This is a genomic window from Spirillospora sp. CA-128828 (assembly GCF_050945415.1).
Lineage (GTDB): Bacteria > Actinomycetota > Actinomycetes > Streptosporangiales > Streptosporangiaceae > Spirillospora.
Genome location: NZ_CP191986.1, coordinates 1,519,491 through 1,542,946, shown reverse-complemented (window position 1 = coordinate 1,542,946; position 23,456 = coordinate 1,519,491). Strand labels below are relative to the sequence as shown.

The 23,456-nt window shown below is 70.6% G+C and carries 23 protein-coding genes and 1 riboswitch; of the genes, 12 read left to right on the top strand and 11 right to left on the bottom strand.

What is annotated here, in order from left to right; genetic code table 11:
* The first annotated feature begins 11 nt into the window (after window positions 1-11).
* Complete coding sequence (locus tag ACQPXG_RS07890) at window positions 12-2,210, top strand: WD40 repeat domain-containing protein (protein ID WP_433466956.1); 2,199 nt, start codon at window positions 12-14, stop codon at window positions 2,208-2,210.
* Here the strand turns inward: ACQPXG_RS07890 and ACQPXG_RS07885 are convergent.
* The gene (locus ACQPXG_RS07885; protein WP_433466955.1) at window positions 2,197-2,889 is read right to left on the bottom strand and encodes a TetR/AcrR family transcriptional regulator; all 693 of its coding nucleotides are present in this window, start codon (window positions 2,887-2,889) and stop codon (window positions 2,197-2,199) included. The two genes, ACQPXG_RS07890 and ACQPXG_RS07885, sit on opposite strands and share 14 nt — an antisense overlap.
* A gap of 105 nt (window positions 2,890-2,994) precedes the next feature.
* Here ACQPXG_RS07885 and ACQPXG_RS07880 point away from each other — a divergent pair, with 105 nt between their 5' ends.
* The 4 genes from ACQPXG_RS07880 to ACQPXG_RS07865 all read left to right on the top strand — a co-directional run bounded on the left by ACQPXG_RS07880 (window position 2,995) and on the right by ACQPXG_RS07865 (window position 6,142).
* Window positions 2,995-4,149 carry an FAD-dependent monooxygenase gene (locus ACQPXG_RS07880; RefSeq protein ID WP_433466954.1) on the top strand — a complete coding sequence of 385 codons (1,155 nt, stop codon included), beginning with the start codon at window positions 2,995-2,997 and terminating at the stop codon, window positions 4,147-4,149.
* A gap of 49 nt (window positions 4,150-4,198) precedes the next feature.
* Window positions 4,199-4,546, top strand: a complete 348-nt coding sequence (locus ACQPXG_RS07875) for a VOC family protein (RefSeq protein ID WP_433466953.1) — start codon at window positions 4,199-4,201, stop codon at window positions 4,544-4,546.
* A 150-nt stretch (window positions 4,547-4,696) separates the two neighbouring features.
* Entirely contained in the window at window positions 4,697-5,467 is a 771-nt protein-coding gene (locus ACQPXG_RS07870; RefSeq protein WP_433466952.1) for a hypothetical protein, read from the top strand.
* 105 nt (window positions 5,468-5,572) lie between these two features.
* Window positions 5,573-6,142: a TetR/AcrR family transcriptional regulator gene (locus ACQPXG_RS07865; protein WP_433466951.1), complete on the top strand. Its 570-nt coding sequence runs from the start codon at window positions 5,573-5,575 to the stop codon at window positions 6,140-6,142.
* On the opposite strand, the gene ACQPXG_RS07860 is transcribed toward ACQPXG_RS07865, so the two are convergent.
* From ACQPXG_RS07860 to ACQPXG_RS07840, 5 genes are all read right to left on the bottom strand, one after another.
* The gene (locus tag ACQPXG_RS07860) at window positions 6,111-6,767 is read right to left on the bottom strand and encodes a hypothetical protein (protein ID WP_433466950.1); all 657 of its coding nucleotides are present in this window, start codon (window positions 6,765-6,767) and stop codon (window positions 6,111-6,113) included. The genes ACQPXG_RS07865 and ACQPXG_RS07860 overlap by 32 nt on opposite strands.
* A 36-nt stretch (window positions 6,768-6,803) precedes the next feature.
* Entirely contained in the window at window positions 6,804-7,400 is a 597-nt protein-coding gene (locus tag ACQPXG_RS07855; RefSeq protein WP_433466949.1) for a NuoB/complex I 20 kDa subunit family protein, read from the bottom strand.
* A 91-nt stretch (window positions 7,401-7,491) separates the two neighbouring features.
* The gene (locus tag ACQPXG_RS07850) at window positions 7,492-8,082 is read right to left on the bottom strand and encodes a TetR/AcrR family transcriptional regulator (RefSeq protein WP_433466948.1); all 591 of its coding nucleotides are present in this window, start codon (window positions 8,080-8,082) and stop codon (window positions 7,492-7,494) included.
* A gap of 99 nt (window positions 8,083-8,181) precedes the next feature.
* Window positions 8,182-10,047, bottom strand: a complete 1,866-nt coding sequence (locus ACQPXG_RS07845) for a tannase/feruloyl esterase family alpha/beta hydrolase (protein WP_433466947.1) — start codon at window positions 10,045-10,047, stop codon at window positions 8,182-8,184.
* Window positions 10,048-10,163: 116 nt separating this feature from the next.
* Window positions 10,164-11,609 carry a M1 family metallopeptidase gene (locus ACQPXG_RS07840; RefSeq protein ID WP_433466946.1) on the bottom strand — a complete coding sequence of 482 codons (1,446 nt, stop codon included), beginning with the start codon at window positions 11,607-11,609 and terminating at the stop codon, window positions 10,164-10,166.
* 416 nt (window positions 11,610-12,025) lie between these two features.
* Window positions 12,026-12,185: riboswitch (cyclic di-AMP (ydaO/yuaA leader) on the top strand.
* 7 nt (window positions 12,186-12,192) lie between these two features.
* On the opposite strand from ACQPXG_RS07840, the gene ACQPXG_RS07835 reads away from it, so the two are divergent.
* The 3 genes from ACQPXG_RS07835 to ACQPXG_RS07825 all read left to right on the top strand — a co-directional run bounded on the left by ACQPXG_RS07835 (window position 12,193) and on the right by ACQPXG_RS07825 (window position 16,237).
* Window positions 12,193-12,861 carry an NlpC/P60 family protein gene (locus ACQPXG_RS07835; protein WP_433466945.1) on the top strand — a complete coding sequence of 223 codons (669 nt, stop codon included), beginning with the start codon at window positions 12,193-12,195 and terminating at the stop codon, window positions 12,859-12,861.
* Window positions 12,862-13,062: 201 nt separating this feature from the next.
* Entirely contained in the window at window positions 13,063-15,597 is a 2,535-nt protein-coding gene (locus ACQPXG_RS07830; RefSeq protein ID WP_433466944.1) for a DUF4118 domain-containing protein, read from the top strand.
* Window positions 15,572-16,237 carry a response regulator gene (locus tag ACQPXG_RS07825; RefSeq protein ID WP_433466943.1) on the top strand — a complete coding sequence of 222 codons (666 nt, stop codon included), beginning with the start codon at window positions 15,572-15,574 and terminating at the stop codon, window positions 16,235-16,237. The genes ACQPXG_RS07830 and ACQPXG_RS07825 overlap by 26 nt, the downstream gene beginning before the upstream one ends.
* Here ACQPXG_RS07825 and ACQPXG_RS07820 read toward each other — a convergent pair.
* Genes ACQPXG_RS07820 through ACQPXG_RS07800 form a run of 5 tightly spaced genes read right to left on the bottom strand, consistent with a single transcriptional unit; the run spans window position 16,228 to window position 21,161 of the window.
* Window positions 16,228-17,118, bottom strand: a complete 891-nt coding sequence (locus ACQPXG_RS07820) for a potassium-transporting ATPase subunit C (RefSeq protein ID WP_433466942.1) — start codon at window positions 17,116-17,118, stop codon at window positions 16,228-16,230. The two genes, ACQPXG_RS07825 and ACQPXG_RS07820, sit on opposite strands and share 10 nt — an antisense overlap.
* Window position 17,119: 1 nt before the next feature.
* On the bottom strand, window positions 17,120-19,258 hold the full coding sequence (kdpB, locus tag ACQPXG_RS07815; RefSeq protein ID WP_433466941.1) for a potassium-transporting ATPase subunit KdpB: 2,139 nt from the start codon (window positions 19,256-19,258) through the stop codon (window positions 17,120-17,122).
* Window positions 19,258-20,919 carry a potassium-transporting ATPase subunit KdpA gene (gene kdpA, locus ACQPXG_RS07810; protein WP_433466940.1) on the bottom strand — a complete coding sequence of 554 codons (1,662 nt, stop codon included), beginning with the start codon at window positions 20,917-20,919 and terminating at the stop codon, window positions 19,258-19,260. The genes kdpB and kdpA overlap by 1 nt, the downstream gene beginning before the upstream one ends.
* Complete coding sequence (kdpF, locus tag ACQPXG_RS07805; protein WP_433466939.1) at window positions 20,920-21,009, bottom strand: K(+)-transporting ATPase subunit F; 90 nt, start codon at window positions 21,007-21,009, stop codon at window positions 20,920-20,922.
* Window positions 21,006-21,161, bottom strand: a complete 156-nt coding sequence (locus ACQPXG_RS07800; RefSeq protein ID WP_433466938.1) for a hypothetical protein — start codon at window positions 21,159-21,161, stop codon at window positions 21,006-21,008. The genes kdpF and ACQPXG_RS07800 overlap by 4 nt, the downstream gene beginning before the upstream one ends.
* A gap of 134 nt (window positions 21,162-21,295) precedes the next feature.
* Between ACQPXG_RS07800 and ACQPXG_RS07795 the strand changes: the two genes are divergently transcribed.
* From ACQPXG_RS07795 to ACQPXG_RS07780, 4 genes are all read left to right on the top strand, one after another.
* Entirely contained in the window at window positions 21,296-21,676 is a 381-nt protein-coding gene (locus ACQPXG_RS07795) for a YchJ family protein (RefSeq protein ID WP_433466937.1), read from the top strand.
* Window positions 21,677-21,788: 112 nt separating this feature from the next.
* Entirely contained in the window at window positions 21,789-22,442 is a 654-nt protein-coding gene (locus ACQPXG_RS07790) for a hypothetical protein (protein WP_433466936.1), read from the top strand.
* A gap of 11 nt (window positions 22,443-22,453) precedes the next feature.
* Window positions 22,454-23,026 (top strand): sigma-70 family RNA polymerase sigma factor, encoded by a 573-nt coding sequence (locus ACQPXG_RS07785; protein ID WP_433466935.1) that lies wholly within the window; start codon window positions 22,454-22,456, stop codon window positions 23,024-23,026.
* Complete coding sequence (locus tag ACQPXG_RS07780) at window positions 22,972-23,307, top strand: hypothetical protein (protein WP_433466934.1); 336 nt, start codon at window positions 22,972-22,974, stop codon at window positions 23,305-23,307. The genes ACQPXG_RS07785 and ACQPXG_RS07780 overlap by 55 nt, the downstream gene beginning before the upstream one ends.
* Window positions 23,308-23,456: the final 149 nt, after the last annotated feature.

Below are 23,456 nucleotides of genomic sequence, written 5' to 3'. Positions count from 1 at the left end.
GGTTGCCGATCATGATGGACGACAACGACGCCGTTTCCGTCGACGCCATGATCAACGGGGACCGTCCGAAGGTTCTCGCGGCGCTGGACCGAGCGCCGAGCACGATGGCGGCGATCCACCGGACTTCGCATCACGTGCACCGCGATATGGCCCCGTGGAAGCGGCGGCAGATCCTCGCGCTGGACGCGGCGCGGTTCGGAGACCGGGCGTTGTCCTCCCAGATCATCGCGACGCCCGTACCGGACGAACCGGACGCCGAGTGGACGGTGGACTGGGCGACGGGAGCCCTCGTCGAGCCTCGCTTGCGCGTCACGATCGATACCGGTCCGCATTCGGTCGGGGCGGTCGCCCCGGTCGTGATCGGCGGACGGCCGCACGTCGTCAGCGGTGGCGACTGCGAAGACGGCGGCCGCGGGACGGCCCGGCTGTGGGACGCGGTCACCGGGGAGCCGGTCGGCGAGCCGATGGAATGCGGCGACGAAACGTGGGTGCGCGCCGTGACGACGCTGGAGATCGACGGCCGCCCGCACGCGATCACCGCCGGCACCGACGAGAACCTGCGGGTGTGGGACCTGACCACCTGCCGACAGGTGCGCACGTACACGGCCAGGTTCAACTGGATCGACTCTCTGGCCACCGTGACGGCCGGTGGGCACGCGTACGCCGTCGCCAGCTACAGCGACGACGGCTCCACCGACGGAATGGTCGAGGGCTGGGATCTCACCACCGGCTCGGCGCTGTACTGCCCCGATGACGAAGGGCTCGCCGCGCTGGCCGCCGTGGTGATCGACGGCCGGGCGCACGCGGTCGCCGGCTTCCGGGACGGGAGCGTGTGGGTGTGGGACATGGCCACTGGCAATCCGGCCGATCCGAGCCCGCGCGGGCATGACGCGGCGGTGAACACGGTGACCACGGTCGTCCTCGGCGAGCGTCCCCACGCCGTCACCACCGCCACCGACGGAACGGTGTTCCTGTGGGATCTGACCACGGGCGAACGGGTCGGCGCGCCGCTGGTCAGCCGGCCCGAACCGGTGCTGGACGTGTCCATCGTCGAGATCGACGGGCGGACCCACGCCGTCGTCCTGGACCGCGACGGGATGCTCGCCGTCCTGGACTTCGACAGCCGTGACGAGGTGATCGAGAAGCTGTCGGTCGGCTATGCCGGCTGCGTGAGCGGCACCGTCGTCGATGGCCGTCCGCACGCGATCACCGGACATCCGGACGGGACCGTCCGCGTGTGGGAGCTGAGGCCGCTCCCGCCGGAGTGCCGCCCGGTGCCCGGCCACCGGAAGATGGTCGACGCGGTGCTGACGGCCGAGCTCGACGGGCGCCCGCACGTCGTCTCCGGTGACTCCGGCGGAGTCGTGCGGACCTGGGACCTCGCCACGGGCGCCCCGGGCATCGTCCTGGAGACCGGTGGGCTCGGTGCCGAGATCGCACATTCCACGATCGGCTTCGGCGGCCGCGAGCACCTCGTCACCGGCAGGGGCCGCGGCGCCGAGGCCGGGATGTGGGACCTGATCACCGGCAAGCCGGCCGGCGAGCCGTTCACCGTCGGCAACGGGTTGGGCCCGGCCGCCACGGTGATGATCGACGGGCGGCCGCACGCCGTCTTCTGCACCGACGACGGCCTGCCCGTCTGGGACCTCACCACCCGCGAGCGGGTCGGCACGCCGATGGACGGCGACGAGTACTGGGACATCGCCGCACCGGTGGAGATCGACGGGCGGCCGCACCTGGTCGTCGCCGCGCTGGGCGGCACGCTGTACCTGTGGGACCTCATCACCGGCCGGCCGGTGGGCCAGCCTCTGACCGGCCACGACCAGTCCGTCTACGCCATCGCCACGACAGCGGTGGACGGGCGGCCGCACGCCGTCACCGCCGGCCCGGACCGGACCGTCCGGGTGTGGGACCTGACCGCGGGAGCCCAGGCCGGCGCGCCCATCACCGCCCACGAGTGGGGCGCGAACGCCGTGGCCGTCGGCGACATCGGCGGCCGCCGGCTCATCGTCACCGGCGGCGACGACCACACGGTCAGATTCTGGGATCTCGCCACCAGGGAGCAGGTCGGCCGAGACCTGCACTTCACGTGGAAGGTCTTCGGCGTCGCCATCTCTTCGGACGGACAGATCGTCGTCGGCTTCGGCCACGAAGTCGTCGCCCTGAGCAGGACGGCGGCGTTCACTCCAGATCGCTTCACCCGGCTCTGATGCCGGATGCCGCGAGGTCCGCGTCGATCATCTCGGTGAACAGCGCCCCGGTCGCGGCCGCCAGCTCCCGCATCACCGAATCGGGCAGCACCGCGCCGCTCTCGAAGGCCCGCCGCACGGTCCGTGCGAGCAGGTCGGCCCGCGGCTCCCAGCCGTCGGCCGACGCGCCGTCCTCCTGGGCGCGCAGGAACCCCTCGAACGTCGCCTGATAGGCGTAGCCGACCTCGGCCACGTCCATATCGGCGCAGAGCAGGCCGTGCCCGGCCAGCAGCTCGAAGTAGCCCTGGGCCATCGTGGCGTGGCGGTCGTCCAGGTCGACGGTCAGCCTGCCGATCAGCTCGGCGTCGGCGAGCAGGAAGCCGCGCAGCAGCGGCCGCCGCGCGATGGCCAGGAAGTAGGCGTGCGCGAAGCGGTGGAGCAGGGCGGTCCGCGGTTCGTCCGCCAGGGCCTGGCGCACCTCGTCGATCGCGAGGCAGACCTCGCGGGTGAAGACGGCGGAGAACAGCTGGTCGCGGCTCTTCCAGTGCAGGTAGACGGTGCCCTTGCCGATGCCGGCCCCGGCCGCCACGTCGTCGATGCTCACCCGCCGGTAGCCGTGGCGCAGCAGCAGGTCGGCGGCCGCGTCGAGGATGCGGGCGGCGCGGGCGGCGCGTTCGCGGGGGTCACGGAGGCGTTCCACGCCATGACCATATGACCAGATGTCACTTCTGGTCAACTTCCAGTTAGTAGTTGACTAAATTTCAAATCTGGTCATACGGTCTCCTCAATCCCTGAGGAGGACCCTGTGAAGACTGTTCTGATCTCCGGCGCCGGCATCGGCGGGACCACGCTGGCCTACTGGCTCGCCCGGAGCGGCTTCCGGACCACGGTCGTGGAGCGGGCCGCCGGCCTGCGCTCCAGCGGCAGCCCGGTGGACGTGCGCGGCCCGGCCGTGGAGGTGGCCGAGGGCATGGGCGTGATGGAGCGGCTGCGCGCGGCGGCGACCACCGCGACCGGAATGACCTTCGTCAACGACTCCGGCCGCCGGGTGGGCGGGGTGAACACCCGCGCCCTGCGGCGGGCCGGACGCAGCCGGGAGGTGGAGGTGACGCGCACCGACCTGGCCGAGATCCTCTACGAGGCCGGCCGCGACTCGGCCGAGTACCTGTTCGGCGACACCATGACCGCCGTCCAGCAGGACGGGAGCGGTGTGGAGGTCACCTTCGCCAAGGCCGTGCCGCGCCGGTTCGACCTGGTGATCGGCGCCGACGGGCTGCACTCGATGACACGCCGCCTGGCCTTCGGCCCCGAGGAGCGGTTCGTGCGCCACGCGGGGCTGTACGTGGCGACGATGGCGCTGGACGGCCCGGCCGAGGACGAACGCAACGTGGTCATCCACAACTCGCCCGGCCGCATGGTCGCGCTCCACCCCGTGCGCGGCCGCGCCCTGGCCGCGTTCATCTTCCGCAGCCCGGAGGTGGACGGCTTCGACCACCGCGACACCGGCCGGAACAAGCGCATCCTGGCCGAGGCCTATGCCGGCGCCGGCTGGCGCGTGCCCGATCTACTGGACCAGGCCATGGCCGCCGACGACCTGTGGTTGGACTCGGTCAGCCAGGTGCGGATCGACCGCTGGCACGACGGGCGCGTGGCGCTACTGGGCGACGCGGCCTCCTCGGTGTCGCTGTTCGGTGACGGCTCCACCCTGGCCATGGCGGGCGCCTACACGCTCGCCAACGAACTCGCCGCCACCCCTGAGGGCGCCTTCGCCCGCTACGAGGCCGCCCACCGCGAGCTGGTCGACCCCAGGCAGGACAACGTGGCCACGGCGGCCGCACTGATGGTCCCCACCTCACGCATGGGCATCACCGCGCGGAATTTCGCCTCCCGCCTGTGGCCCGCCGCCGCAGCCGCCGGCTGGGTCCGCACCCGGCTGACGTTCGGGTATCCGAGCCGGTGATATGTGTTGAGAGGTCGCGACCCATCGGCCACCGCCAGGAGGCGTTTCCATGAGCACTGGCCCGCCCGCCACGGTGTCCATGGCGTTGCTGGTCCTCTACACCGATCACCTAGAAGAATCCCGCCGGTTCTACACCCGCCTGGGTCTGACGTTCCGCAAAGAACAACACGGCAATGGGCCGGAGCACTACGCCGCCGTGATGCCCGACGGGACGGTGCTGGAGCTCTATCCCGCCACCGAGCGACGCCCTGCCACCAGCGCTCGACTCGGCTTCAACGTCACCGGCCACACCATGACGCCCCCGATGAAAGCCGGTCGGCACCTGCTCGACGATCCCGACGGGCGAACCGTCGAAGTGCACGCCGGGCCGGCCGTGCCGCCGGAATCCGAAGAGTGACGAAACCGCTCGGATTCGCTCTCCCGTCGTTCGTCGCCGTCTCCCTCCAGTTCGTTCCATGTGCGGTGCCGCGAATCCGCTTGCCCGGGCCCGCAGCGGTCGGACGGTTCCAGCAGAAGATCATTACGAACAAGAGAACCGGAGGTTCGCATGTTGGAGACCGAGCGGCGTCAGCCTGGCCTCAGCGAGCAGGAGCGCAAGGTTTACGACGACGCGGTGACGGCCGGGATTTCGCCCCAGGACCTGGACGACTTCCTCGCCTACCGTGTCGAGCCGCTCTCGCTTCTCGACTACGTCATCGCCCGCGAAGGCGCGACCCGTCAAGAGGTGTGTGAGGCCCTCAGGATCGTCGCCGGCTTTCGTCTCCGAGACCGGCGCGGCGTTTGGCAGCGCTACTGCGGTGCACGCCTGCTAGGCGACGGGACGCAGCGGGAGGCGATCGAGATCGCCCACCGCAGCGATCTCGACAACTGGGGGTACTTCACCGTACGGGCACACGGCGAGTCCCCCGAGGGCGCGAAGGAACTGTTCGTGCACCTGTTCGACGCCCGCGAGTACCAGCAGGTCCAGTTCTGGGCGATCGCCTTCACCGGAACCGCTCCCAGCCGTCAGATGATCATCGAGGTTCTGGGGGCCGCGGGCGACTACACCAAGGTCGAGAAGGGGTCCTGCTCGACGAGGGAGAGCCAGCCCGGCCTGCGCTACGGCCGGCTGCTGGGGACCGGCGCCTCCCATGTGCAGGCGCTGGAAGTCCTCGTCGCCGCCCGTTTCGACGGCGTGGAGTTCGAGGACTACTACATGCGCCGCGGGTTCTCCGGCGATTCAGTCGCGGGAAGGCCCTGGCGCATGCTGCCTGGGGGGCCCTACGAGCGGGCTCCCCTCGGGCACAATGCCGCGCTCCGCAACTGCGGGGAGCGGTGACCTACCGGCCCTCACCTCCGTCAACCGGAGGTGAGGGCCGGCACGTTCGCGCCAGGCCGGAGGGCGCGGGGTAGGGTGCTCGCGCACGTCCACGCGAGGGGGAACATGGCGGCAGGCTACGAGGAGACCAAGGCCCGTCTCCTACGCGCTGCGGTGGATCATGTGGCCGCCAACGGGGTCAGCGACCTCAGCCTGCGCCGCCTCGCCACTGCCTTGGGCACCAGCCACCGCATGCTGGTGTACTACTTCGGCTCCAAAGAAGGGCTCCAGGCCGAGATCGTGCGGGAGGTCGAGGAGCGCCAGCGCGCGGTCCTCCACGAGATCTCCCTGAGCCGGGACCTTCCGGCCACCGCGCGAGAACTGTGGAGCCGGCTCACCGATCCGGCGATGTTCCCGCACGAGCGGCTGTTCTTCGAGGTGTACGCGCACGCGCTGCAAGGCCGCTCCTACTCCCCCGACGTCGCGGACAAGTTCGTACAGTCCTGGCTCTCCCAGCTGACCGAACTCAACATCCGATCCGGCATGCCGCCCGAAACCGCCCGGCCGACCGCCCGGCTCGGCCTGGCGGTCATCCGCGGACTTCTGCTCGACCTCCTCGCGACCGGCGACACCGAGGGCGTGACCGAGGCCCTGGAGACCTTCATCACTGGTGGATTCGTACGCGGCCACGAGTGAACCAGGCCAAAGCCTGATCGATCTCTTCGGGTGGGCGGCGGAGTGCGGTCACGGCGAAGCGAAGGCCTTTGAAACCGAACTGCTTGCGCTGCAATGTGCGCTGAACGTCCGGGTGATCGAGCCCGATGACGCCTGGCGCGGCCGCCGTCACACCGGGGGCGAGTTGAATGAGAAGAGATTTCTGGCCGCGCCAGGATTTGAGGTGAAGCGCAACGACGGTGGGCCACGGGAGAAAGACCGGCGGCGCTCCATCCATACCGCAACGTAGCCCATCGTGGGACAGATGCATCGCCACTTCGGGGATACCTGCGGCCGCCCAGGTCTGCTTTATCCGCCGCAGCCCGGCGAACCGGCTACGTGCTCCGTAAAGCATGATCAACCCCGGTGCGCTGATGAACACCGCGATCGGCCAATTATCACCCAGATCGCGCTTTACCAGAATGGCGACGGCGCCTCCACAGGCGATGATGAGGCCACCGCCGGCCACCTGCACCCATGCCGATATTCGCAGTATCCGCGCTACTGCGCGACGGGCTCGGGCGACCGACTCTTGATTGACGGGGACGACGAATTCTGGCGTGAAGTCCTGCTCGGGGAGCACCGGTATTCCGCCTTGATCAGCCATGGCCACAGCCTAGTGCCGGCCCCATTGCCCGTTGCGTTACTCGCGGCCGGCGCCGTGCACAGCCGAAGAGTGCACGGCCGAAGAGTGCCCGTCCGGAAGTCCCAGGAGCGGCAGCCGGCGGCGCTCGACCTCTTCCAGCTCGGCGATCTGCTTCGCGCGCCGCGGCCCGAGCTTGGTGTTGTTGATCTTGTCGTGCAGCTTCAGGATCGCGTCCAGCAGCATCTCCGGGCGCGGCGGGCAGCCGGGCAGGTAGATGTCCACCGGGACGATGTGGTCCACGCCCTGCACGATCGCGTAGTTGTTGAACATGCCGCCGGACGAGGCGCACACGCCCATCGCGATGACCCACTTCGGCTCGGTCATCTGGTCGTAGATCTGCCGCAGCACCGGCGCCATCTTCTGGCTCACCCGGCCCGCCACGATCATCAGGTCGGCCTGCCGCGGCGTCGCCGCCGCGCGCTCCATCCCCCATCTGGACATGTCATGGCGGGGGTCGCCGGTGGCCATGAGTTCCATCGCGCAGCATGCCAGGCCGAACGTCGCCGGCCACACCGAACTGCTGCGCGCCCACCCCGCGACCTGCTCAACCGTGGTCAGCAGGAAGCCGCTGGGCAGGCTCTCCTCCAAGCCCATGCATCACTCCAAGCCGCGATCGCCCGGGCACGCGGGGCATCCGGAACGAGCACCATGAACCGATCTTGTACCACATGGTACAAGGCGAGGGTCATGGAGCGACCGCGGCCGCGACGAGGGCCTCCAGTTCGGCGGCGACGTCGTCCAGCGGGCGGATGTCACCGCTCGCACGGCACATCGCGACGGTGCCCTCGACCGCCGCGACGATGAGGGTGGCCAGCCTGCGCGCCTGTGAGTCACCGGCGCCGTGCGCGCGCAGCGATCCGGCGAGCATCTCCTGCCAGCCGGCGAACACTTCGGCGGCCGCGGTGATGGCTTCGGGGTCGCCGTCGGCGGGCGGTTCCTCGACCGCGACGGCGAGGACGGGGCAGCCCGCCCGGAACCCGCTGGAGATCACGGTTTCGCGCCACAGGGCCAGGAAGGCCCGCAGCCCCGGGATGGGTCCGGCTCGCAGTTCGCGGTCCAGGGCCAGGAGCACCAGGTCGCCCGCGAATCGGACGGCCTCGGCGGCCAGCTGCTGCTTGCCCCGCGGAAAGTAGTGGTAGGTCGAGCCGAGCGGCGCCTCGGCGTGCTCGGCCAGGTCGCGGACCGTACTGGCGGCCAGCCCGCGCCGCCGGATCAGGTCGGCGGCGCCGATGACGATCCGCTGCCGCGACTCCGCGCCGCTTCGTGACACCCTCACACCACTCCCTATGACGTACGTCATAGGATACGCGGGGCCCCAGGCGCGTGCGGCGGCCGGAGAAGGCGGCTCCGGCGCCGTCGCCGCCACGCCCCGGAATCAGCGTCGGCAGGTGTAACCGTTCGCGGAGGCCGGGTCGCCGCCGGTGTAGCGCGGGAACAGCGGGTAGGCGCAGACGGGCTTGGCGGCCAGCACCTCGAACGGCGGCGCATAGTGGTTGGCGGTGGCCGTCACCGAGCTTCCCGGTGCCCTGCCGTTCAGTGTCCAGTTCTCCAGGACGCCGAACCAGTCGACGTTGCGCGGCACTCCGTTGACGGTCCCGGCGCTGGTGCCGACTCCGTAGGGGGTCTTGCCGCCGGCGTCGAGGGTGGCGGGGTCGATGCTTCCGCCGCAGCCGTGGTCGGTGCCTGGTGAAACGTACAGTCGCATGAACCCGCCGGTCGTCGCCTTGCCCATGGTCGAGACCACCGAGTCGTAGTACTTCATTCCCATCGCCGCGCTCTGGGCGTAGTCGGCGGTGCACTCCAGGACGATGAGCTTGCCGCCGCGCTTGTCGAAGGTCGACAGGTCGGGGTCGAGCGTGTCCATCATCGTCGAGACCTGCGCCATGCGTTGCCGGTACTCGGTCCGGTCGAAGCCGTTCACCACGTCCAGGCCGGGGTCGCGGCCGAACACGAACTTGGCGGCGCCGACGCCGTACTCGGCGTATCTGGGGTATCCGGTGTCGCCGTAGTCGAGAGAGGGGTTGTCGCCGACCTTCGATGCCAGGGACCAGGGTTCTCCCCCGAACAGGAACCCCGGGTAGTGGTCCAGGCCGCTTGGCAGCCTGAACCCGAGGTCGAGCCGAGTGAACACCGTGTCGACGACGTTGAGTTGCGCGGCGGAGAGGCAGCTGCCCGGCCGTGGCGCCCCGGCGCATTTCAGGGCGCGCACGGCCTTGAGGACCTTGGCCTGGCAGCCGCGGTAGTCGCTGAGGACGGCGTCGGCGATGCCGTCGCGCGCGTCGCAGGCACGCGCGGACGTGCGTCCCAGCAGGCCGATGTCGGCGGCGGTGAAGCCGCCCGCCTTCCCGTTGCGCTCGACGGCCTGGAGGGTGGCGATGAAGTTGCTGAACAGCCCGGTCCATCCGATGACCGGCACGCGTGCGAAGACACCGTCGATGTCTTCCGGGAATCGCTGCGCCATGAGCAGGCCCTCGCGTCCTCCCTCGGAACCGCCGACCCAGAACCGTTTGCGGGGACGTTCGCCGTAGTAGCCCTTGGCGATCTCCTCCCCCACGTCGTGGACCTTCTTGTAGGCGTCGGTGGCGAAGTTGCGGAACATCTCCGGATCGAGCGCGAAGTCGAAGGTCGCGCCCGCCCGCTCGACGGGGTCGGGTGAGTCGTAGCGCGGGCTTGCGGTGATGAGGTGGCCGGAGTCGGTGCCCACGGTCATGTAGCCGCGCTTCAGCGGGGTGAGGACGTCGCCGGCGTTGATGTCGCTGCTGATGTATCCGGCCGCGTCGGTCAGGCGTCCGTTGAACCCTCCCCCGCCGAACTGGGTGGACGAGCCGTTCCACTCGGTCGGCAGGTTCACCTCGAACCCGATCGGCTGCGCGCTCTTGGTCACCGGCGCGATGTTCCCGGTCAGCCTGCAGTGGGCCGGCTTGGCCGGCGTCACGACAGCCGAGGAGTTGGCGGCGTTGCGTGCGGGCTGCCCGTTCGCGCTGAGGACCGCGTCGGACGCGTTCTGGTAGACGGCCGAGGTCACCGTGGCGTCGGCCCGGAGCATCCCGGGCGTGCCGATCCTGCCGGCGGGGACGGTGGTGCCGCGCATGGCGGCGCAGGCGGATTCCGGATCGGCCACGGTCACGGCGGGAGCGCCGTCCCGGAGGGGCGCGCCCGCCGGCCCGGCGACGGCGGGAGCCGCCATCGCCGAGGCCAGCAGGATCGCCGCCGCGACGGCGCTGAAAGGGGCTCTTCTCACGGGGACTCCTTCGCCGACGGCGCGACGACCGCCGTCGCCCGCGGGGGAGCGGCGATCATGCTACAAAACTATGACGTAGCTCAGAAGTTCCGTCAATAATCAATCGGCCCCGGCGGTCACCAGGCGGTGGGTTTGCCCGGTGCGTGGAGCCAGACCCTGAAGAACGCGCCGAGGTCCTGCCCGGAGACCTGCTCGGCCAGTGCCTCGAAGTCCTCGGTGGACGCGTTGCCGTACTTCTTGGTCGCCACCCAGGTGCGGACCAGCCGCAGGAACCGCTCGTCACCGATCTTGTGGCGGAGCGCCTGGAGCGTCATCGCGCCGCGGAAGTACATCGCGCGGTGGAACATCTGGTCGCGGGTGGGGTCGGCGATCACGACGTCCCAGAACGGGGGCCGGTCCGGCTGGATGGGCGGCGGGTCGTCGTAGGACTGCTGGAAGGAGAGCTGCGCGGACTGGCCGCCGTGCCGCTCGGCCCAGTACCACTCGACCCACTTCGCGAAGCCCTCGTTCAGCCAGACGTCCTTCCAGCGGCGCACGGAGACGCTGTCGCCGAACCACTGGTGGCTGATCTCGTGGGCCACGCCCTTCTCGACGGGCGGGCTCTGGTAGGTCGGCCGTGTCTGGGTCTCCAGCGCGTTCTCGAGGTTCAGCGGCGGGCCGGAGTCGTTCTCGACGATGGACCCGGTGCTGGTGAACGGGTAGGCGCCGATGTAGCCGGCCAGTTCGTCGGTCACCCGCGTGGTGTTGCGCGGGGTGTCGAGCGAGTTGGGGTCCGACGCCACCTCCGGGTCGACCGCGTCGAGCTGCGGGACGCCCTTGGGGGTCGTGGTCGTGGAGACGTTGAACCGCCCGATCGAGTTGGTCACCAGGTACGTCGCCATCGGGCGGTCCTCCCGCCACAGGAAGGTGTCCTTGCCGCCGGCGGTCCGCTGCCGGAGGAGGCGGCCGTTGGAGATCGCCTTGAGGCCGTGCGGCACGGTCGTCTCGACCGTGAACAGCGCCTTGTCGGTCGGATGGTCGTTGGCCGGGAACCAGGTGGACGCCCCGTTGGGTTCGCCCATGACCGTGGCGCCGTCCTTGGTCGCCAGGAATCCGTACGGCAGGTCGAAGACGACCGGGCCGCTCAGCGGCTGGGGCACACCGTCGTACCGGACGGTCACGCCGAACGACCTCAGCTTCCGCAGCCCCTTCCGCGGCGTGATCTCCAGTTCACGCTCGCCCGTGCGCTCGAACGATGCCTTGTGGCCGTTCACGCGCACCGACCGGACGTTCATCTTGTAGAAGTCGAGGTTGAACCGGGACAGGTTCTGGGTGGCGGTGGCCGTGATGGTGGTCGTGCCGGTGAGCCGGTCGGTGGCGGGGTCGTACGCGGTCTTCAGGTGGTACCGCTCGACGTCGTACCCGCCGTTGCCGAGGTCGGGGAAGTAGGAGTCGCCGAGGCCGGATGAACCGGGCTCGTACCGGACGTCGGCCGCCGCCGCGGGCGCGAACAGCCCGAGCGTCGTCGCGCCGGCCGCGGCCACCGCCAGCGGAAGCCGGTGCGCGGACCTGGGAATCGCCATCGGATGCCCTCTCCGTCGATGTCGGACGATCACCTTGGGGCGATCTATACAAGATCATTACCGCGACGGACGGGAAATGTCGATCATGCTTCGGCCGGTGCTCGGCCGGACACCGACGCGCTGAGCTGGGCGGTTCGTGATTTTGGGGGAGTTTGCCTTCCTTTGGTGGTCCATGTAGCTTGTCGTCCCATCAAGGTGCTCGCCAGGCACTTCCGTGTTATGTGCCCCATGGGGCACGAACGCCTCATCCGGCACCGCCGGCCGACCATGCGCACGCCACGCGTGCAGGTCTGAGCGAGCGCCCGCAGGTGTTCCCAGCACGCGGCCCCGACGCGGCCGCGCACCCATAACCATCAGCGCCGCTCTTTCGCGCACGGGACACAGGTCCCGTGGCCGGGCCCAGCGCCCACGGATCGCAGCGGCAAACGCCGAGTCCGCCATCGCGCGGAGCCGGGGACCCAGCGTGCCGGACTCCAGGCAGTCCCGCACTGGGGTGAATCGGCCTGTTCTCAGGCCGTAGGGCGACTTCCACGTCCGAACCCGTCAGCTAACCCGGTAGGCGGCTTGGAAGAAGGAGTCCCCCTTGAAAGGCAAGCACAGCAAGAGCCGTAGACCTCTGCGTCTGAACCCCAGCGCCACCGGCGCCCTCGTGGGCCTCGCCTTCGTGGGCGTGGCGGCGACGACGGCGGCGCACGCGTCGATCCTGTCGTCCGGTTCGGACGGCGGCGACAAGGTGACCGCCGCCGTGGCGACGCTTCCCGTGAAGCGGACGCACGCAAAGAAGTCGGCACACGCATCGAGCGACAGCCGCGCGGACGCGAAGGCCACGGATGATTCAGGGAGCAGCCGCTCCAAAGTGATAGCCCGGGCCAAGACCTGGCACCCGCACACCGACCAGAGGATCCCTTACAGCCAGACGAGCACTCACAACGGATACCGCACGGACTGCTCGGGCTTCGTTTCAATGGCGCTGGGCCTTTCCAAGCCCGGCCTCAACACCGTCGGGCTGACGTCATCGAGGTACACCGAGCGCATCCAGATGTCCGAGCTGAAGAAGGGCGACCTCGTGATGGACGCGCTCGGGACCAACACGACCCGGCACGTGGTCATCTTCGAGAAGTGGACCGACAGCAAGCACACGTCCTACTGGGCGTACGAGCAGCGTGGCCACTACGGCACCGACCACCGCACGCGCGACTACGGCGTGTCGTCCGACAGCGAGTACAAGGCCTACCGGCCGACGAACCTCTGAGGAGACGGTGAGACACGCCCGGCCGGGGCCTCCCGGCCGGGCGTTCTCCCATGCCGCCCTCGCCGCGCATATGGAAGCCGTGAAAGGTGAGGGCGCGGGCGTATGGAGTCCGTCAAGACGGGATCGGCGGCCGCCGGGCCGAGGTTGTCTCGGTGAGACGCCGCCGAAGGGGCGGGGGCTCGGGCTGGAAGGATGGGGAGCATGGCCAGGGGGCAGCTCCGCGTCTACCTGGGGGCCGCCCCCGGTGTCGGGAAGACGTACGCGATGCTCTCGGAGGCGCGCCGGCGGTGCGAGCGGGGCACCGATGTGGTCGTGGGATATGTCGAGACGCATGACCGGCCGCGCACCGAGGCGCTGCTGGACGGGCTGGAGATCGTCCCGCGCCGGAGGCTGACCTACCGGGAGACGGAGTTCACCGAGCTGGACACGGCCGCGGTGATCGCCCGCGCCCCGGCGGTCGTCCTCGTGGACGAGCTGGCCCACACGAACGTCCCGGGCGGCGGGCATGCCAAGCGGTGGCAGGACGTCGACGACATCCTGGACGCCGGCATCGACGTCATCTCGACCCTGAACATCCAGCATCTGGAGTCGGTCAACGACGTCGTGGAGCAGATCACCGGGGTCGCGCAGCGGGAGACGCTGCCCGACGAGGTGGTCCGCCGCGCCGACCAGGTGGAGCTCGTCGACATGGCGCCGGAGGCGCTGCGCCGGCGGATGGCGCACGGCAACGTCTACCGGCCGGAGAAGGTCGATGCGGCGCTGTCCAACTACTTCCGGGTCGGCAACCTGACGGCGCTGCGGGAGCTGGCGCTGCTGTGGCTGGCCGGCAAGGTGGACGAACAGCTCGACCGTTACCGCGCCGACCACGGCATCGTCGGGACGTGGGAGGCGCGCGAGCGGATCGTCGTCGCGCTGACCGGCGGCCCCGAGGGCGCCACGCTGCTGCGCCGGGCCACCCGCATCGCCGCGCGGTCGAAGGGCTCGGACCTGCTCGCCGTCCACGTGGCGCGCGGGGACGGCCTGACCGGGGCGCGGCCGAAGGACCTGGCCCGGCAGCGGCAGATCGTGGAGGGCCTCGGCGGCACCTACCACCAGGTCGTCGGCGACGACGTGCCGCGGGCGCTGCTGGACTTCGCGCGCGGCGTGAACGCGACCCAGCTCGTCCTCGGGGTGTCGCGGCGCGGCCGGTTCGCGCAGCTGCTGCGCCCGGGCATCGGGGTGACGACGACGGCGCGGTCCGGCTCGATCGACGTGCACATGGTCACGCACGACCAGGCGCGGCGTGGGGTGCCGCGGCCCGGCCGGGAGCAGGGAGTGTCGGTGAGCCGCCGGCTCAGCGGATTCCTGCTCGCCCTGTTCGGGCTGCCGCTGCTGACGTACGGGCTGCTGGCGGCGCGCCCGGCGATCACGCTGCCGTCCGACATCCTGTTCTTCCTGGCGGCGGTGGTCGCGATCGCGCTGGTCGGCGGCATGTGGCCCGCGCTCGTCACGGCGGTCGTCGGGTTCCTGCTGCTCAACTGGTACTTCACGCCGCCGGTGCACAAGCTGACCATCGCCGAGCAGGAGAACCTGATCGCGCTGGCGGTGTTCGTCCTGGTCGGGGTCGGGGTCAGCATCGTGGTGGACCGTGCCGCGCGAAGGTCGCGGGAGGCGGCCCGGCTCGGCGCGGAGGCGGAGGTGCTGTCCACGCTGGCCGGCGACGTCCTGCGCGGTGAGCACGCGCTGGACGCGGTGCTGCGCCGGCTCCGCGAGACGTTCGGGCTCACGTCGGTCACACTGCTGGAACGTCCCGCGGCGGATGAGGGCTGGCGGATCGTCGCGACCGTCGGCGGCCGTCCCTGCGCCACGCCCGGCGAGGGCGACGCCGAGATCCCGGTCGGGGACGACCTGACGCTGGCGATCCGGGGGCGTCCGATGCCCGCCGGTGACCGGCGCGTCCTGGAGGCGTTCGCGGTGCAGGCGGCGGGAGCGCTGCGGCAGCAGCGGCTGCGGGCGGAGGCGGAGAAGGCGCGCCCGCTGGAGGCCGCCGACCGGATGCGCACCGCCCTGCTCAACGCGGTCAGCCACGACCTGCGCACACCGCTGGCGTCGGCGAAGGCCGCGACCGACAGCCTGAGCAGCACCTCGATCGCCTGGACGGACGAGGAACGCGCCGAGCTGCTCGACACCGCCCGGCAGTCCCTCGACCGGCTCGACCGGCTGGTCGCGAACCTGCTCGACATGAGCCGGCTGCAGGCGGGCGTCCTCGGCATCGCCGCCCGCCCCCTGGCGCTGGACGAGGTGGTGCCCCGCGCACTGGACGACCTGGGCGCCGGCGACGTCTCGGTGCTGCTGGACACCGACCTGCCCGAGGTCGAAGCGGACCCGGCCCTGCTGGAGCGCGTCCTGGTCAACCTCATCGCCAACGCGCTCCGGCACAGCCCGCCTGGCGGGCCCGTCCTGATCACCGCGAGCCCGATCCGCGACCGGGTCGAGCTGCGGATCGCCGACCGCGGCCCGGGCATTCCGCCCCGTGAGAGGGAGCGGGCGTTCCTGCCGTTCCAGCGGCTCGGCGACCGCGACAACCACACGGGCGTCGGGCTCGGGCTGGCGCTGGCCCGCGGGCTGACCGAGGCGATGGGCGGCGAGCTGATCCCCGAGGACACCCCGGGCGGCGGCCTCACGATGATCGTTTCTCTGCCCGTCCACTCCACCGGCGGAAGGAAGCCCGATGACGCGGGTCCTCGTGGTCGATGACGAACCCCAGCTGCTCCGGGCGCTGCGGATCAACCTGCGCGCCCGCGGCTACGAGGTGGAGGTCGCCGCCGACGGCACGGGCGCGCTGCGCCGGGCCGGCTCGTGGCGTCCCGACCTCGTCGTCCTGGACCTCGGCCTGCCCGATCTGGAGGGCATCGAGGTCATCTACGGGCTGCGCGGCTGGACGGAGGTCCCGATCATCGTGCTGTCGGGGCGGGCGGGCAGCCGCGACAAGGTGGAGGCGCTGGAGGCGGGCGCCGACGACTACGTGACCAAGCCGTTCGACATCGAGGAGCTGGTCGCGCGGATCCGTGCCGTGAGCCGCCGGATCTCGTCCGCCGAGTCGGTCGTGCCCGTCCAGGTGGGCGGGCACACGGTCGATCTGGCCGCGAAGACAGTGACGGGCGGCGTTCATCTGACGCCCACCGAATGGCGGCTGCTGGACGTCCTGCTTCGCAACCCGGGCAAGCTCGTCGCGCAGCAGCAGCTCCTCACCACGGTGTGGGGTCCGGCCTACAAGAGCGAGACGCACTACCTGCGCCAGTACATGGCGCAGCTGCGGCGGAAGCTCGAAAGCGACCCGTCCCATCCCCGGCACCTGCTGACGGAGCCGGGGATGGGGTACCGGTATCAGCCCTGACGTACCGGGTAGGCGCGGTCCAAAGCAAGGTTGAGCTTGAGCACGTTGACGGCCGGTTCGCCCATGAAGCCGAGGGCCCTGCCCTGTCGCCGGATCAGCCGCTCGACCTGCGCCGGCGCGATCCCGCGGGCCTGGGCCACGCGCTTGACCTGGATGGCGGCGTAGGCCGGGGAGATGTCCGGGTCCAGGCCGCTGCCGCTGGCGGTCACGGCGTCCGGCGGGACAGCCGGCTCGGCGGGGGCGTCACCGCGGACCGGCACGACGAGGCCCTTGGCGTAGTCCTCGCCGGGGCGGGCGAGCTCGACGCGCACTCCCTTGTAGGACGCGACGAACGGCGCCTTCACCACGCCCGCCTCCTCGTTGAGGCTGACGACCCGGGTGGGATGCGGGACGGTTCCGTCCGCGGCGCGGCTCCCGAAGACCGCCAGCACGGCGCCGAGACCGCCCCGTGTGCAGAACGGCCGCGCGCCGCTCACGCCGTTGAGCTCGCCGACGGCCTTGCTGCGCGCGCAGACCTGGGTGAGCAGGCTTTGCACGCCCTCCACGCCGGCCTTCGGGTCGGGCAGCGTGTCGACGACGTTCTCCGGCCCGAGGTTGCTCGCCCCGGACGCCGCCGGGTCGTACTCGCCGCTGGACGGACGGCTCTGGAAGTACTGCCTGAGCGGCCGCCCGTCCGGGCCGGTGAACGACTGGCCGATCAGCTCGCTGCCGACCGTCCGGCCGCCGATCGTGACGAGGGAACCGTCGGCGCGGCTCTCCAGGCCGGGCAGTCGTCCGGCCGCGTAGACGGCCAGCGGGTAGACGAGGCCGAGCACCACGGTCAGGACGAGCAGGGCCCGCACGGCGGCCAGGTGCACCCGGAGCCAACTGGGATAGCGCATATCAGGACATCCCCGGAAGGAACTGAACGAACAGGTCGATGATCTTGATGCCGGCGAACGGCGCGACGAGGCCGCCGAGCCCGTAGACGGCGAGGTTGCGCGACAGCAGCCGGGACGCGCCGCCGGGCCGGTAGGACACCCCGCGCAGCGCCAGCGGGATCAGCGCGACGATCACCAGCGCGTTGAACACGACCGCGGACAGGATCGCCGACTGCGGGCTGTGCAGCCGCATGATGTTCAGCGCGTCGAGCCCCGGATACAGGCCCGCGAACAGCGCCGGGATGATCGCGAAGTACTTGGCGATGTCGTTGGCGATCGAGAACGTGGTCAGCGCGCCCCGCGTGATGAGCAGCTGCTTGCCGATCTCCACGATCTCGATGAGCTTGGTCGGGTCGGAGTCGAGGTCGACCATGTTGCCCGCCTCCTTGGCGGCGGACGTGCCGGTGTTCATCGCCACCCCGACGTCGGCCTGCGCGAGCGCGGGCGCGTCGTTGGTGCCGTCCCCGGTCATCGCGACGAGCCGGCCGCCGTCCTGCTCCCGCCTGATCAGCGCGAGCTTGTCCTCCGGCCTGGCCTCGGCGAGGAAGTCGTCCACCCCCGCCTCGTCCGCGATCGCCCTGGCGGTCAGCGGGTTGTCGCCGGTGATCATCACGGTGCGGATGCCCATCCGGCGCATCTCGTCGAACCGCTCCCGCATCCCGTCCTTCACCACGTCCTTCAGATGGACGACGCCGAGGACGCGCGCGGCGCCGTCGGCACGTTCGCCGACGACGAGCGGGGTGCCGCCCGACGCCGAGATGCCGTCCACGATCCGGCCCAGGTCGGACGGGACGTCGCCGCCGTGCCCCCGCACCCATTCGGCGACCGCGGCGGCCGCGCCCTTGCGCAGCATCCTCTTGGGGTCGTCGAGGTCGACGCCGCTCATCCGGGTCTGCGCGCTGAACGGCACCCAGGTCGCGTGGGTCAGCTCGCCCGGCGTGCGTTCCCGCAGTCCGTAGCGCTGCTTGGCGAACACGACGACCGACCGCCCCTCCGGGGTCTCGTCGGCGAGGCTGGACAGCTGCGCCGCGTCGGCCAGCTCGTCCTCCGCCGTGCCCTCGACCGGGACGAACCCGGCCGCCTGCCGGTTGCCGAGCGTGATCGTGCCGGTCTTGTCGAGCAGCAGCGTGTCGACGTCGCCGGCCGCCTCGACCGCGCGTCCGCTCATCGCGAGGACGTTGCGCTGGACGAGCCGGTCCATCCCGGCGATGCCGATCGCCGACAGCAGCGCCCCGATCGTCGTCGGGATGAGGCAGACCAGCAGCGACACCAGCACGATCCCGGTGACGCCGTGCGCGTCGAGGGCGAGGGAGTCCGGAACGCCCGGGTTGACGTCCTTGGCGTAGATCGCCATCGGCTGCAGCGTCGCGACCGCCAGCAGGAACACGATCGTGAGCGCGGCGAGCAGGATGTTGAGCGCGATCTCGTTCGGCGTCTTCTGCCGGCTCGCGCCCTCGACGAGCGCGATCATCCGGTCGACGAACGACCGGCCCGGCTCCTGGGTGATCTCGATGACGATCCGGTCGGACAGCACCCGCGTCCCGCCGGTCACCGCGGACCGGTCGCCGCCCGACTCGCGGATCACCGGTGCCGACTCGCCGGTGATCGCCGACTCGTCCACGCTGGCGATTCCCTCGACCACGTCGCCGTCGCCCGGGACGATGCCGCCGGCCTCCACGACCACGAGGTCGCCGCGGCGCAGTTCGGGCGCCGGCACCCGCTCTTCGACTGCGTCCAGTAGGCCGGGCCGCCAGCCGGTCAGCCGGCGCGCGACCGCGTCGGTCTTGGCCCTGCGCAGCGAGTCGGCCTGCGCCTTGCCGCGCCCCTCCGCGACCGCCTCGGCCAGGTTCGCGAAGATCACGGTGAGCCAGAGCCAGCCGACGATCAGCCACCCGAACACACTCGGGTGCAGGACCGCGAGGACGGTCGTCCACACGGCGCCGATCTCGACGATGAACATGACCGGGTTGCGCCACAGCGTGCGCGGATCGAGCTTGCGGCACGCGTCCGGCAGCGACCTGAGCAGCTGCGCGGGGTCGAGCAGCCCCTTGCCGCGCGCCGACGCCGGCGGGCGGACGGGGGACGACGTCTGCGTCGTCATCAGCGGATCCCTTCGGCGAGCGGGCCGAGCGCGAGCGCCGGCAGGAACGTGAGCGCGACCAGGACGACCGTCACGCCGACGACCATCCCGACGAACTGCGGCCGGTGGGTCGGGAGCGTCCCGGCCGACTCGGGGACGTGCCCCTGCCGCGCCAGCGACCCGGCCAGCGCGAGGACGAGGACGAGCGGCAGGAAGCGCCCGAACGCCATGCACAGGCCGAGCGCCGTGTCGTAGAAGACGGTGTTGACGGTCAGCCCCGCGAACGCGGACCCGTTGTTGTTGGACGCCGACGTGAACGCGTACAGCACCTCGCTGAAGCCGTGCGCGCCGCCGTTGAGCATGCCAGCCCGCCCGTCCGGCGTCGCCATCGCCACCGCCGTCCCGGTCAGCACGAGGGCCGGCGTGACGAGGAAGTACAGCGCCGCGAACTTGATCTCGCGGGAGCCGATCTTCTTGCCGAGGTACTCCGGCGTCCGGCCGACCATCAGCCCGGCGACGAACACGGTGATCACGGCGAGGATCAGCATCCCGTACAGCCCGGATCCGACCCCGCCGGGCGCGACCTCGCCGAGCATCATGTTGAGCATCGTCATCAGGCCGCCGAGGCTCGTGAACGAGTCGTGGAAGGAGTCGACGGCGCCGGTGGACGTCAGCGTGGTCGCCCCCGCGAACGTCGCCGAGTTCGCGACGCCGAACCGTGTCTCCACGCCCTCCATCGACGCCCCGGCGGCGGTCGGGACGGTGCCGTGGTGCATCAGCTGGAGGACGTTGACCAGCGAGATGCTGACGAGGGCGATCGTGCCCATCACCGCGAGGATCGCGTAGCCCTGCCGGTTCTGCCCGACCAGGCGGCCGAACGTCCGGCACAGCGCGAACGGGATCACCAGAAGCAGGAAGATCTCCAGCCAGTTCGTCCAGGACGTGGCGTTCTCGAACGGGTGCGCCGAGTTGGCGTTGTAGAAGCCGCCGCCGTTCGTGCCGAGTTCCTTGATGGCCTCCTGGCTCGCCACCGGCCCGCCGGGGATGTTCTGGTGGACGCCCGCGAGCGTGCCGGCCGCGTGACCGCCGCTGAAGTTCTGCACGACCCCGCCGGCGATCAGGACGATCGCGGCGGCGAACGCGATGGGCAGCAGAATCCGGATGCAGGTCCGCGTCAGATCCACCCAGAAGTTCCCCAGGTGCCCGGTCTTCCTGCGCGTGAAACCGCGGATCAGCGCGACGGCGATGCACATGCCGACGGCGGCCGACACGAAATTCTGCACCGCGAGACCCGTCATCTGCACCAGGTGGCCCATCGTCGACTCGCCCGAGTACGACTGCCAGTTGGTGTTGGTGACGAAGCTGACGGCGGTGTTCCACGCCTGGTCCGGCTTCACCGGGGCGCGACCCAGGCCCAGCGGCAGATGTTCTTGAAGCCGCTGAAGCCCGTACAGGAGCAGAACGCCGACCACCGAGAAGGCCAGCACGCTGCGGGCGTAGACGCCCCAGGTCTGCTCACCGTCCGGATCGGCGCCCACCGCACGGTACACGGCACGTTCCACCCGGTTGTGCCCTGAACTGCTGTAGACGCGATACATGTAATCGCCCAGGGGCCGGTAGACCACGGCAAGGGCGAATAGCAGAGACCCGATGAAAAGGATCCCCGCGAGGGTCGTACTCATTCAGAAACGCTCCGGGAAAAGCAATGCGGCGACGAGGAACAGGATCAGCGCCGCCGCCAGGACGAGCCCGACGGCGTTCTCGGCGGTCAAAGCCTCTCCACGCCCTTCACCACCAGGCCGAGCAGCACGAACACCGCCACGGTCAGCAGTACGAAGACCACGTCACTCACGAAAGTCCCCCCAAATCGAATTTTGCTGCCGGCAGCCAGGTATGCACTTTTTCTCCTGAAATCTGCCGACAAGGCACACCCTAGGGACGCGCTCCGGCCGTGACGCCTTCAGCTACGCGATATTGACACCGTCCCCGCCGATCCTGACGCCGGCCTGACGCGCCCGGCTTGCCCGGCGGGGGTTCGGCTGCTGGCAGAATCGCGGTGTGGCCAAGACTTGTCCCTGCGGTGTCGGCTCCCGGTATCGCGATTGCTGCGGACGGCTGCACCGGGGTGCGGCGGCGGCCGAGACGGCCGGGGAGCTGATGCGCTCGCGGTTCACCGCGTTCGCCGTCGGGGACGAGCCGTATCTGCTGAGGACGTGGCATCCGGCGACGCGCCCGGAGCGGATCGGCTTCGAGGACGGCACGCGGTGGACGCGGCTGGAGATCGTCCGTGAGGAGGGCGGCGGCCCCGGCGACAACAAGGGCGTCGTCGAATTCCGCGCCCATTATCTGGCGGGCTCGGAACCCGGAGAACTGCACGAGGTCAGCCGGTTCGTCCGGCATGACGGCGCGTGGGTCTACGTCCGGGGGAAAGTGAGCTGACATTCCGCCTTGCGGGCTAGGCGGTTCGGTCTCGCGGGGGAAGGCCGCCCCCGGTGGGCGCTGCGAACGTGTGGGAGGCGGACGAAGGGCGTCCGCGGAAAAGGGGATCCACATGTCGCGGAAAAGGCGTGTTCTGGTCGCCGGCCTCGCCGTGCTGGGGATGGCCGGAGCGGTCGGCACCGGCAGCGCGATGGCCCAGGACAAGGCCGCGAGCCCGAAGGAGGCCCACGTCACCGGGGACGCTTGGCTGAAGTACCCGGGCGATCCGGAGTACCCGTACCGGCGGTTCGTCGTGGACGCGCACGGCGGGCCGTGGAAGTTCGTCAACGGCAAGATGGTCATGGGAGCCGCACGCGGAACGGTGCGGTTCGACCATTACTCCCCGGACGAGCCCGGCGGGCCGTCGAAGCACCACTGGGGCTGGATCAAGGTCGACTACGTGATGGCGTCCGGCCCGATCGCGGTCGTGTCCGGAATCCGGCAGGACGACGAGCACGGCATCCCGCCGAACCAGAAACGCGCGAACCTGACCTTCTACCAGTCGCCGCGCGGCCACAAGTACGACCGGATGGGCTTCTCGTGGGGCGTCGTGTTCCCGCAGTGCCAGCAGATGGGGAGCGGCCCGGCGCCGTTCAGCACGGCCAGCTCCGGTCCCTTCGGGAAATGGCTGAAGGGATACACGGTGAAGGACGCGCCGCTGACGCTTCCGTCCGGTGAATTCCAGCCGCCGGACAACCCGGCCGACTGCTCGTTCGCCGACGAGTAGGCTCCCCGTACGTGGACGACCTGGACTGGGAGGCGCACCGCCCGGCGGTGTTCGGCGCCGCGTACCGGCTGCTCGGCAGCGTGGCCGAGGCGGAGGACGTCGTCCAGGACGTCTGGCTGCGTGCTTCGGCGGCCGACCGGTCCGGCGTCGCCGACCCCCGCGCGTGGCTGGTCACGATCGCCGCCCGGCTCGCGTACAACGTCCTGAAGTCGGCGCGGGTGCGCCGCGAGGAGTACGCCGGGCCGTGGCTGCCGGAGCCGCTGCCGACCGGCCCGGACGCGGCCGAGCGGGTGATCGTGGACGACTCCGTCGGCACCGCGATGCTGCTCGTGATGGAGGAACTGACGCCGCCGGAACGGGTGGCGTTCGTCCTGCACGACGTGTTCGAGATCCCGTTCGACCAGGTCGCCGGGGTGCTCGGGAACTCGTCGGCGGCCTCCCGCAAGCTCGCGTCCCGCGCCCGCAGACGGGTGGCGGACGCCCGCGACGACCGGCCGAGGGCGAGCCGCGCGGAACGGGAGCAGGTACGGTGCTCACCGCGTTCCGCGCGGCCGCCGAGGGCGGCGACTTCGAACGCCTCCTGAAACTGCTGCACCCCGAGGCCGTGTACGTGGCCGACGGCGGCGGCAAGGCCGTCGCGTCCCGCCGACCGGTCGTCGGCGCGGAGCGGGTCGCACACCTGCTGGCCCGGATCATGTCGCACTACCGCGTCGACCGGATCGGCTTCGTCGAGATCGGCGGCGAACTCGCCCTGGCCGCCCACCGAGACGGCCGCGTCATCTGGGTCGACACACTCGAAATCACCAACGGCCAGGTCACCACGTTCCGCCGAGTGGCCAACCCGGAAAAGCTAGGCCACATGTAAGCCTCCACAAACCCGGCCACATGCGAGCCCGACGGCCGGCCGCCCGTTCAACCCTCACGACCACGGCGAACGCGTCGGAACACAGCCGTCCGGCGGGTCGATATCCGAAGCCCGGTCACATGTGGGGGTGGTGTCTTGTCTTCCTGGCA